Here is a 10624-nt window from a genome sequence, read left to right on the forward strand (position 1 = left end):
CCTCCCCAAACTACATCCGAAACACGCCGAATTTCGTTTCCTCGATCGGCGCATTGCGCGTGGCCGCCAGCCCCAGCGCCAGCACGCGGCGGGTGTCGGCGGGGTCGATCACGCCGTCGTCCCACAGGCGCGCCGTGGCGTAGTAGGGGTGGCCTTGGTCCTCGTACTGGCGGCGGATGGGGGCCTTGAAGGCTTCTTCTTCCTCGGCGCTCCATTGGCCTCCCTTGGCCTCGATGCCGTCGCGCTTGACGGTGGCGAGCACGCTGGCGGCCTGCTCGCCGCCCATGACGCTGATGCGCGCGTTGGGCCACATCCACAGGAAGCGCGGCGAGTACGCCCGACCGCACATGCCGTAGTTGCCCGCGCCAAAGCTGCCGCCGATGATGATGGTGAACTTGGGCACGCTGGCTGTCGCCACCGCCGTGACCATCTTGGCGCCGTTGCGCGCGATGCCCTCGTTCTCGTACTTGCGGCCCACCATGAAGCCGGTGATGTTCTGCAGGAACACCAGCGGCACCTTGCGCTGGCAGCACAGCTCGATGAAGTGCGCGCCCTTCAGGGCGGATTCGGAAAACAGGATGCCGTTGTTGGCGATGATGCCGACCTGCATGCCCTCGATGCGCGCAAAGCCCGTGACCAGGGTGGTGCCGTAGCGGGCCTTGAACTCGTCGAACTCGCTGCCGTCCACGATGCGGGCGATGATCTCGCGCACGTCGAAGGGCTTGCGCGTGTCCACGGGGATCACGCCGTACAGCTCTTGTGCTGCAAAATTAGGAGCTACTGGCGCTTTGTCAGTAAGCGCTGGAGCCCTTTTTTTATTCAAATTCGCCACCGCCGTGCGCGCCAGCTGCAGCGCGTGCAGGTCGTTCTGCGCCAGGTGGTCGGCCACGCCGGACAGGCGCGTGTGTATGTCGCCGCCACCCAGGTCCTCCGCCGTGACGACCTCGCCCGTGGCGGCCTTCACCAGCGGCGGGCCGCCCAGGAAAATGGTGCCCTGGTTCTTGACGATGATGGACTCGTCGCTCATCGCGGGCACGTAGGCGCCGCCCGCCGTGCAACTGCCCATGACCACGGCGATCTGCGCGATGCCCATGGCGCTCATGTGGGCCTGGTTGTAGAAGATGCGGCCGAAGTGGTCGCGGTCCGGGAAGACCTCGTCCTGGTTGGGCAGGTTGGCGCCGCCCGAGTCCACCAGGTAGATGCAGGGCAGGTGGTTCTGCTGCGCCACCTCCTGCGCGCGCAGGTGCTTCTTGACGGACACGGGGTAGTAGGTGCCGCCCTTCACCGTGGCGTCGTTGCACACGATCATGCAGTCTACGCCGCTCACCCGGCCAATACCGGCGATGACGCCCGCGCCGGGCGCGTCGTTGTTGTACATGTTGAGCGCGGCCAGCGGCGCCAGCTCCAGGAACGGCGTGCCCGGGTCCAGCAGCATCTGCACGCGCTCGCGCGGCAGCAGCTTGCCGCGCGCGGTGTGCTTGGCGCGGGCGGCCTCGCCGCCGCCCTGGGCGATCTTGTCGAGCTGGGCGCGCAGGTCATCCACCAGCGCGCGCATGGCCGTGGCGTTGGCCAGAAAGTCCGCCGAGCGGGCGTTGAGCTGGGTGTCGAGAATGGTCATGCAAATAGCCCCTGAATGCCCCTGTGTTGAACGGCAAGCATAGGATCGCCGCCCCGTTAGCGCTTGCCACAATGGTTGCAAATCGTGCCATGCGCAGGCCACACTACGCACCGTGAGAAACCCCAGCCCGCCCGCCGTCACCCCCATAGCCTTCGTGCGCGCCATTGCGCTGGCCTACGAGCGTCGGGGCCTGAGCCCCCTGCACGCGCTGGCCCAGGCACAGATTGCGCCGCAGCTGCTGCACGACGACCGCGCCCGCATCACCGCCTGGCAGATGGAGCGCGTCTCTGGCAGCGCCATGCAGGAGCTGGACGACGAGGCCCTGGGCTGGTTCAGCCGCCGCCTGCCCTGGGGCAGCTACGGCATGCTGGCGCGCGCGTCCATCAGCTCGCCGCACCTGGGCGTGGCGCTGGCGCGCTGGTGCAGGCACCACGGGCTGCTGGCGGACGACATCGCGCTCGCCCTGTCCACCGAAGGCGGCACCGCCACCCTGGCCATCACCGAGGCGCGCGACCTGGGCCAGCTGCGCGAGTTCTGCCTGGTCTCGGTGCTGCGCAACGCGCACGGGCTGGCCTGCTGGCTGGTGGACTCGCGCATCCCGCTCGCGGCGGCGGAGTTCGCCTTCGCCGCGCCGCCGCACGCCGATGCCTACGCGGTGCTGTTCCGTGGCCCCGTCACCTTCGGCGCGGCGCGCACGGCGCTGCACTTCGATGCGCGCTACCTCGCCCTGCCCCTGCGGCGCGACGAGGCCGCGCTGCGCCAGATGCTGCAACACGCCCTGCCGCTCACGGTGCTGCAGTACCGCCGCGACCGCCTGCTGGTGCAGCGCGTGCGCCAGCTGCTGCGGGGCGCTCCCGGCGCCGGCCCGCTGCCGCAGCACGGCGCCGAGTCGCTGGCCGCGCTGCTGCACCTGTCGCCGCGCACGCTGCACCGCCAGCTCAAGGAAGAAGGCGCCACGCTGCAGGGCCTGAAGGACGAGGTGCGCCATGCCCGCGCCGTGGAGCTGCTGCACCGCACCGAACGCCCCATCAAGCAGGTGGCCGAGGCGGCGGGCTTCGTGAACGAAAAGAGCTTCATCCGCGCCTTCCGGGGCTGGACGGGGCAATCGCCCGCCGAGTTCCGGCGGCAGGCGCGCATGGCGTGATCCGCAACCCCGCTGGCACCCTTTGCGCGCGCCGATTCCTACACTGGCGGACATGATCCACCTGTACCACTGCGTCAGCGCCCGCTCCTTGCGCCCCCTGTGGATGCTCGAAGAAACCGGGCTGCCCTACCAGCTCCACATGCTGCCCTTCCCGCCCCGCGCGCTGGCGCGCGAGTTCCTGCAGCAGAACCCGCTGGGCACCGTGCCGCTGCTGGTGCATGGCGGCGTTCGCATGACCGAATCCGCCGCCATGTGCCAGTACCTCGCGGCGCTGCACCCCGAGGCGGGCCTGGACGTGCCGCCGGGCGAGGCCGCCTTTGGCGCCTACCTGAACTGGCTGCACATGAGCGACGCCACGCTGACCTTTCCGCAAACCCTGGTGCTGCGCTACACCCACTTCGAGCCCGCCGAGCGCCAGCAGCCCCAGGTGGTGGAGGACTACCGCCGCTGGTTCCTGGCCCGCCTGCGCGCCGTCGAGGCCCAGGCCGCGCAGGCCGAGTACCTGTGCGCGGGCCGCTTCACCGCCGCCGACGCGGCCGTGGGCTACGCCCTGCTGCTGGCGCGGCACCTGGGGCTGGAGCCGCAGTTCGGCCCCGCCACCGCCGCCTACTGGCAGCGGCTGCAGCAGCGCCCGGCCTACCAGCGCGCCATGGCGGCGCAGCACGCGGCGGCGCTGGCGCAGGGCGTGCCCACCACGCCCGCGCCGGACACCCGGCCTTGATTCAGCAGCCCAGCAGCGCGGGCAGCTCCGCCATGCTGCCAAACACGTGCGCGGCCCCGGCGGCGCGCAGCGGGGCGCCGTCGCCCAGCGGCGCATAGGCGAACACCGTGGCGCCCGCCGCCACGCCCGCCATGACGCCCGTCACCGTGTCCTCCACCACCGCGCAGCGCGCGGGCGCGGCCTGCAATGCCGCGGCAGCCGCCAGGTACACGTCGGGCGCGGGCTTGCTGGCGGGCATCTCGTGGCCGCTGAAGATGCGGCCCGCGAAATACGGCGCCAGGCCCACCTTGGCAAGCTGCATCTCCACCTTCTGCCGGTCGGCCCCCGAGGCGCAGGCGATGCGCCCGCCGTGGTGCGCATGCACGCGCTCGACGGTGGCGACGGCGTGTTCCACGGCCAACAGGCGCGCCTGCAGCTCGGCGTTGCGCCGGGCGTAGAAGGCGGCCATCCACGCATCGGTGAGCGGGCGACCCGTGTGGGCCTCTATGCGCGCGGCCTCGCTGCGCACCGTCTTGCCGATGAACAGGCGCATGCACTCGTCGCTGGTCAACGCCCAGCCCGCTTCTTCGAGCATGTCGCGCAGCACGCCGTTGGTGATGGGCTCACTGTCCACCAGCACGCCATCGCAGTCGAACAGGATTGCTTCAAATTTCATAGCTGCTTGTGCTTGCCAGATAAGCGCTGGAGGCCGATTTCATGGCGGTTTCAACTACGAAGTGCGCCAACCGGGTAATGTAAGCGGAGCAATCCGATAGCCATGGAAGACCTCATGCGGGGTTTTCCACCCCAGGCATTTGCGGGGTCTATGGTTGAGTTGGTATACGGCATCAAGAACCTGCTGCTCAGTGACTTGGCCCAGGTCAGAGCCCTTGGGGAAGTAGTGGCGCAACAAGCCGTTGTGGTTCTCGTTGAGTCCACGCTGCCAAGGGCTGTGCGGGTCGGCGAAGTACACCTTTGTGTTCAGACGTTTGCACACCCAGGCGTGTTGCGCAAACTCCTTGCCGTTGTCCAGCGTGAGGGTGTGACGACAGCGCTCATGAGGGCGCAGCATCTCGATGATGGCCTCTGCCACGGGTTGAGCCTGGCGGCGCTGCACATGCTGTGCCAAGGTGTAGCGCGAGCGCCGCTCGGTCAAAGTCACCAGGCCAGCCAGGCCGCCCGAACCCGATGCGATGGTGTCACCCTCCCAATCGCCCAGGCGTGAGCGGCGCTCGACGATGGCCGGGCGCTGCGCAATGCCCAGGCGGTCAGTCAGTTGCCCCGCGCCTGAATGCGCTTTGCGCCGACGGCGTTGGCCGCATCGCAGGGGCGGCATTGCCCCGCCCATGCAGCGGATGTGGTTGTAGATGCAGGCATGGCTGATGTGCAAGCGCTTTTCCAGCGCCAAGCGGGCCGACACCTGTTGGGGCGATAGCTCCAGCTGAAGGTACGAGCGCACCAGCGTCCAGTGCTGCTCAAAGAAGCGCTGGGCGTTGCGCTTGCTGTTTTGCTGGCGCGCGTTGGCTTGTTGCTGGGCCACTTCAGCCCGGTAGGCGCCGGTGCAGCCGCTGCGCTTGATCTCGCGGGCAATGGTGCCACGGTGACGGCCCAATTGGTGGGCTATCCGCGTCAGGGGTAGGCCCATGTCATGCAGGCATTGGATTTGGTAACGTTCGCTTTGGCTCAGATGGGTGTAGCTCATGATGCACTTGGGTTGACTGGCAGGTCACACACAAGGAATCTTCGCTTACTTGTCTGGGCCTACCTTTTTGCAATGTGCACTTCGTTGTTGAAACCGCCCATTCAAATCGTCGCCATCCACGTAGAACCAGCGCCCGCCCTCGCGCACGAAGCGGCTGCGCTCGTGCAGGCGCACGGCGCGGCCCTGCACGCGGTAGCGGGCGACAAACTCCACCTCGGCCCGGTCTTCGCCGGTGGCGCGGTGCCTGCGCACCTCCAGCCCCAGCCACTTCGCACCCGCGTCGAAGTCCAGCGCCGCTGGGCGCGTGCTGGCGTGCCAGGTGGCCAGCAGGTAGTCGGCGCGCTGCAGCACGAAGGCGGTGTAGCGCGAGCGCATCAGGCTTTCCGCGTCGGGCGCGGGCTGGCCCTGGTCGATGGCGCGACCGCAGCACGCCGACAGCGGCGCGGCGCGGCCGCAGGGGCACGGCACACTGTCCGTCATCGCAGGAACGCGGCCCGCAGCAGCGCACCGGCGCCGCCCAGGCCCGCTGAATGAAAACCGCGACGCGGCATGGTGTGAGTCCTTCCCAAAGAATGGAAAGGCCATTTTTGCAGATACTGTGCCCTGCAACATTTCAGCGGGAGACAGCGATGTGGGCAATGAGCGTGCCGTGGTGGGAGTTCGCCGTGCGCGGCGTGGTGGTGTATGTGTTCCTGCTGGTCTTCCTGCGCCTGACGGGCCGGCGCCAGACCGGCCAGTACGCGCCGTTCGACCTGGTGCTGCTGCTGATCCTGTCGAACGCGGTGCAGAACTCGATGAACGCAGGCGACAACTCGCTCATCGGCGGCCTCGTCAGCGCCGCCACGCTCATCGCCTGCCACATGGCGCTGTCGTACCTGACCTTCCGCTGGGCGCGCCTGGGCCGCCTGGTGGACGGCGCGCCGCAGGTGCTGGTGCGCAACGGGCAGGTGGACAGCTCGCTGATGCGCAAGGAACTGCTCTCCACCGACGACCTGGAAGCGGCGCTGCGCGCCAGCGGCTGCCTGCACGTACACGAGGTGGAGCGCGCCACCATCGAGACCAACGGGCAGATCACGGTGGTGCTCAAGCGGCGCGACGGGGGCGGCTGACGGCCCGCCTGCTGCGGCAGCCCCACTGCGCAAGCCCGTGGCTGGAGCGTTGTCCAGCCGCGCGTTGGGCGACAGCGCCAACCAGGAGAGAACGGGGGCGGGTTTCATGCGCCGATGTTCGCATCCACCGGCACGGCCAGCACCCTGCTTTGGTAGGGTTGCGTGCAATCAAGCCAAAATGGCCTCTAGCGTCTATCCAGCATGCACCAGCAGCTATTCTTTATATAGCAATCAAGCCAGCGCGCGCTGGATGATGATCTTCTGCACGTCGCTCGTGCCTTCGTAGATCTGGCACACGCGCACGTCGCGGTAGATGCGCTCCACCGGAAAGTCGTTGACCACGCCGTAGCCGCCCAGGGTCTGGATGGCGGCGCTGCACACGCGCTCGGCCATTTCGCTGGCGAACAGCTTGGCCATGGCGGCTTCCTTCAGGCACGGGCGGCCCGCGTCGCGCAACGCTGCCGCGTGCCAGATGAGCTGGCGCGCGGCTTCGATCTGCGTGGCGCAGTCGGCCAGGCGAAAGCCCACGGCCTGGTGGTTGAAGATGGGGGTGCCGAAGCTCTCGCGCTCCTTGGCGTACTGCAGGGCGAATTCAAACGCGCTGCGTGCCATGCCCACGCTCTGCGCCGCGATGCCGATGCGCCCGCCTTCGAGCGCGCCCAGGGCGATCTTGTAGCCCTCGCCTTCCGCGCCGATCAGGTTCTCGGCGGGGATGCGGCAGTCGTCGAAGTTGATCTGCGCCGTGTCGCTGCTGTGCTGGCCCAGCTTGTCTTCGAGCCGCGCCACCACGTAGCCGGGCGCGTTCGTCGGCACGAGGAAGGCGCTCATGCCCTTCTTGCCCGCGCCCTTGTCGGTGACGGCGATGACGATGGCGACGTGGCCGTTCTGGCCGCTGGTGATGAACTGCTTGACGCCGTTGATGACGTACCCGTCGCCGTCCTTCACCGCCGTAGTGCGCAGCGCCGATGCGTCGGAGCCCACGTGCGGCTCGGTCAGGCAGAACGCGCCCAGCATCTCGCCGCGCGCCAGCTTGGTCAGCCACTGCTGCTTTTGCCGCGCATTGCCGTAGCGCATGAGGATGGCGTTGACGGGGCAGTTGGTGACGCTGATGGCCGTGCTGGTGCCGCCGTCGCCCGCCGCGATTTCTTCGAGCACCAGGGCGAGGCTGAGGTAGTCCAGGCCCGCGCCGCCCAGGTCTTCGGGTACGCAGATGCCGTAGGCGCCCAGCTGCGCCAGGCCCTGGTGGGCGTCCCGGGGGAAGTGGTGCTCCTTGTCCCAGCGCGCGGCGTGGGGCCACAGCTCGGTCTGCGCGAAGTCGCGCACGGCGTCGCGGATCATTTCCTGGTCGGGTGTGAGCAGCATTTTCTTGCCTCTTGCGAGATCATGATTTATGAGCAAAATTGGCCTCTAGCGCTTATCCAGCAAGCACAAGCAGCTATTTTTTTTGATAGCATTCAAACCAACTCGACCGCCATCGCCGTGGCCTCGCCGCCGCCAATGCACAGCGTTGCCAGGCCGCGCCGCAGGCCGCGCGCCTGCAGGGCGTAGAGCAGCGTGACGAGGATGCGCGCGCCGCTGGCGCCGATGGGGTGGCCCAGGGCGCAGGCGCCGCCGTTGACGTTGACCTTGTCGTGCGGCACCTTCAGCTCGTGCATCAGCGCCATGGGGACGACGGCGAAGGCTTCGTTGATCTCCCACAGGTCCACGTCGTCCACCTTCCAGCCTGCTTTCTTGAGCGCCTTCTCGGTCGCGCCGACGGGGGCGGTGGTGAACCACTCGGGCTCCTGCGCGTGCGTGGCGTGGGCGACGATCCTTGCCAGCGGCTTGCAGCCCAGGGCCTTGGCGGTGGACGCGCGCATCAGCACCAGCGCGGCGGCGCCGTCGTTGATGCTGGAGCTGGCGGCGGCGGTGATGGTGCCGTCCTTCTTGAACGCGGGCTTGAGCGTGGGGACTTTGTCCACGCGGATCCTGGGCGGGCCTTCGTCCTGCGCCACGGTGACCTCGCCCTTGCGCGTGGTGAAGGTGACGGGGGTGATCTCGGCCTGGAATGCTCCTGATTTGATAGCGTCCTGCGCACGCTGCACGCTGGCCATGGCGAAGTTGTCTTGCGCCTCGCGGGTGAACTGGTACTTGGCGGCGCAGTCCTCGCCGAAGGTGCCCATGCTGCGGCCCGCCTCGTAGGCGTCCTCCAGGCCGTCGAGCATCATGTGGTCGAACACCTTGTCGTGGCCCATGCGGTAGCCCGCGCGGCCCTTCTTGAGCAGGTAGGGGGCGTTGGTCATGCTCTCCATGCCACCGGAGACCATCACGTCGCGGCTGCCCGCGACGAGCTGGTCGTGCGCGAGGATGGTGGCTTCCATGCCCGCGCCGCACATCTTGGACAGCGTCACCGCGCCGGTGCTGCGCGGCAGCCCGCCCTTGAAGCCCGCCTGGCGCGCGGGCGCCTGGCCCTGGCCCGCCATGAGGCAGTTGCCGAACAGCACTTCGTCCACCTTCTCGGGGGCGATGCCCGCGCGCTGCACGGCGGCGCGGATGGCGGCGCCGCCCAGGTCGTGCGCGGCGAGGTCGGCAAAGTCGCCCTGGAACGCGCCCATGGGCGTGCGTGCGGCGCCGACGATGACGATGGGGTCTTGCGGGGTATTCATGCGGGGGTCTCCTTGTGGGTTGAAACGTTGGGCGCGCGGCCCTGCTATTGCCGGGCAGCCGCCGCGACTCCGGCGACGGCGGCCTTGTAGAGCGCGTCCAGCCCGTCGGTGCCGGCGATGGTCATGTGCAGGTCGTTGATGAGGCCGTCTTTCAGTCCGTAGCACCAGCCATGCAGGGTGACCTGCTGGCCCCGGCCCCAGGCGTCGAGCATGACGGTGGTCTGCGCGATGTTGACGACCTGCTCGATGACGTTCAGCTCGCACAGCATGTCCAGGCGCGTTTCGTGCGGCGCTGCGGCGATCAGATCGCGGTGCTTGTCGCGCACGTCCTTCACGTGGTGGATCCAGTTGTCGGCCAGGCCCACGCGCACGTCGTTCAGCGCCGCGTGTACGCCGCCGCAGCCGTAGTGGCCCACGACCATGATGTGCGAGACGTGCAGTTGGTCCACCGCGAACTGGATGGTGGACAGGCAGTTCAGGTCGGTGGGCACGACCACGTTGGCGATGTTGCGGTGGACGAACACCTCGCCCGGCTCCAGCCCGGTGATCTGGTTGGCGGGCACGCGGCTGTCGGAGCAGCCGATCCACATGAACTGCGGCTTCTGCTGCGCCATGAGGGCGGTGAAGAAGCCCGGGCGCTCGCGCTCCATCTGGGCCGCCCAGGCGCGGTTGTGCTTGAACAGGTCTTCGATCGTGGCTTGGGTCATGGGAATGGTCCAGGTATCAGCAGGTCTCGGCGAACAGCTCGCGCCCGATCAGCATGCGGCGGATTTCGCTGGTACCCGCGCCGATCTCGTAGAGTTTGGCATCGCGCCACAGGCGGCCCAGCGGGTATTCGTTGATGTAGCCGTTGCCGCCAAAGATCTGCACGCCCTCGCCCGCCATCCAGGTGGCCTTTTCGGCGCACCACAGGATGACGCTGGCGCAGTCCTTGCGCACCTGGCGCACGTGCTCGGTGCCGAGCATGTCGAGGTTCTTGGCCACCGTGTAGGCGAACGAGCGGCCCGCCTGCAGCACGGTGTACATGTCGGCCACCTTGCCCTGGATGAGCTGGAACTCGCCAATGCTCTGGCCGAACTGCTTGCGGTCGTGGATGTAGGGGATCACGTTGTCCATGACGGACTGCATGATGCCCAGCGGGCCGCCCGTGAGCACGGCGCGTTCGTAGTCCAGGCCGCTCATCAGCACCTTGGCGCCGCCGTTGACCTGGCCGAGCACGTTCTCCAGGGGCACTTCGACGTTCTGGAACACCAGCTCGCCCGTGTGGCTGCCGCGCATGCCCAGCTTGTCGAGCTTCTGCGCGATGGAAAAGCCCTTCATGCCCTTTTCGATCAGGAAGGCCGTGACCCCGCGCGCGCCGAGTTCTGGCTCGCTCTTGGCATAGACCACCAGCGTGTCTGCATCAGGGCCGTTGGTGATCCACATCTTGCTGCCGTTGAGCAGGTAGTAGCCGCCCTTGTCCTCGGCCTTGAGCCTCATGCTGATCACGTCGGAACCCGCACCGGGCTCGCTCATCGCCAGTGCGCCCACGTGCTCGCCGCTGATGAGCTTGGGCAGGTATTTGGCTTTTTGCGCATCGTTGCCGTTGCGGTTGATCTGGTTCACGCACAGGTTGCTGTGCGCGCCGTAGGACAGGGCCACCGAGGCGCTGGCGCGCGAGATTTCTTCCATCGCCACCATGTGGGCCAGGTAGCCCATGGCGGCGC

General features: G+C 68.0%; 11 protein-coding genes. 3 read left to right on the forward strand and 8 right to left on the reverse strand.

Features of this window, described 5'->3' with window-relative positions; genetic code table 11:
- Positions 1-10: 10 nt before the first annotated feature.
- On the reverse strand, positions 11-1618 hold the full coding sequence (locus tag QM569_RS08710) for a carboxyl transferase domain-containing protein (protein WP_414986840.1): 1608 nt from the start codon (positions 1616-1618) through the stop codon (positions 11-13).
- Between the two features lie 112 nt (positions 1619-1730).
- Between QM569_RS08710 and QM569_RS08715 the strand changes: the two genes are divergently transcribed.
- Together QM569_RS08715 and QM569_RS08720 are read left to right on the forward strand one after the other, a co-directional pair.
- Positions 1731-2762, forward strand: coding sequence for an AraC family transcriptional regulator (locus QM569_RS08715; protein ID WP_414986841.1), 1032 nt, complete (start codon positions 1731-1733; stop codon positions 2760-2762).
- A gap of 52 nt (positions 2763-2814) precedes the next feature.
- Positions 2815-3483 (forward strand): glutathione S-transferase family protein, encoded by a 669-nt coding sequence (locus QM569_RS08720; protein WP_414986842.1) that lies wholly within the window; start codon positions 2815-2817, stop codon positions 3481-3483.
- A 1-nt stretch (position 3484) separates the two neighbouring features.
- Here QM569_RS08720 and QM569_RS08725 read toward each other — a convergent pair whose 3' ends face one another.
- Genes QM569_RS08725 through QM569_RS08735 form a run of 3 tightly spaced genes read right to left on the reverse strand, consistent with a single transcriptional unit; the run spans position 3485 to position 5644 of the window.
- Entirely contained in the window at positions 3485-4138 is a 654-nt protein-coding gene (locus QM569_RS08725; RefSeq protein ID WP_414986843.1) for an HAD family hydrolase, read from the reverse strand.
- A 54-nt stretch (positions 4139-4192) separates the two neighbouring features.
- A complete protein-coding gene (locus QM569_RS08730; protein ID WP_414986844.1) occupies positions 4193-5164 on the reverse strand; it encodes an IS30 family transposase in 972 nt (323 codons plus the stop codon).
- 45 nt (positions 5165-5209) lie between these two features.
- Complete coding sequence (locus QM569_RS08735; protein ID WP_414986845.1) at positions 5210-5644, reverse strand: YchJ family protein; 435 nt, start codon at positions 5642-5644, stop codon at positions 5210-5212.
- A gap of 149 nt (positions 5645-5793) precedes the next feature.
- Between QM569_RS08735 and QM569_RS08740 the strand changes: the two genes are divergently transcribed.
- A complete protein-coding gene (locus tag QM569_RS08740) occupies positions 5794-6273 on the forward strand; it encodes a DUF421 domain-containing protein (protein ID WP_414986846.1) in 480 nt (159 codons plus the stop codon).
- A 231-nt stretch (positions 6274-6504) separates the two neighbouring features.
- Here QM569_RS08740 and QM569_RS08745 read toward each other — a convergent pair whose 3' ends face one another.
- From QM569_RS08745 to QM569_RS08760, 4 genes are all read right to left on the reverse strand, one after another.
- Positions 6505-7635 carry an acyl-CoA dehydrogenase family protein gene (locus QM569_RS08745; RefSeq protein ID WP_414986847.1) on the reverse strand — a complete coding sequence of 377 codons (1131 nt, stop codon included), beginning with the start codon at positions 7633-7635 and terminating at the stop codon, positions 6505-6507.
- A 92-nt stretch (positions 7636-7727) separates the two neighbouring features.
- Positions 7728-8918 (reverse strand): acetyl-CoA C-acyltransferase, encoded by a 1191-nt coding sequence (locus tag QM569_RS08750; protein ID WP_414986848.1) that lies wholly within the window; start codon positions 8916-8918, stop codon positions 7728-7730.
- Between the two features lie 44 nt (positions 8919-8962).
- Entirely contained in the window at positions 8963-9625 is a 663-nt protein-coding gene (can, locus tag QM569_RS08755; RefSeq protein WP_414986849.1) for a carbonate dehydratase, read from the reverse strand.
- 16 nt (positions 9626-9641) lie between these two features.
- The coding region (locus QM569_RS08760) for an acyl-CoA dehydrogenase family protein (RefSeq protein ID WP_414986850.1) at positions 9642-10624 on the reverse strand (983 nt) is incomplete at its 5' end.

Source organism: Acidovorax sp., assembly GCF_047607405.1.
Taxonomy (GTDB): domain Bacteria; phylum Pseudomonadota; class Gammaproteobacteria; order Burkholderiales; family Burkholderiaceae_C; genus Acidovorax.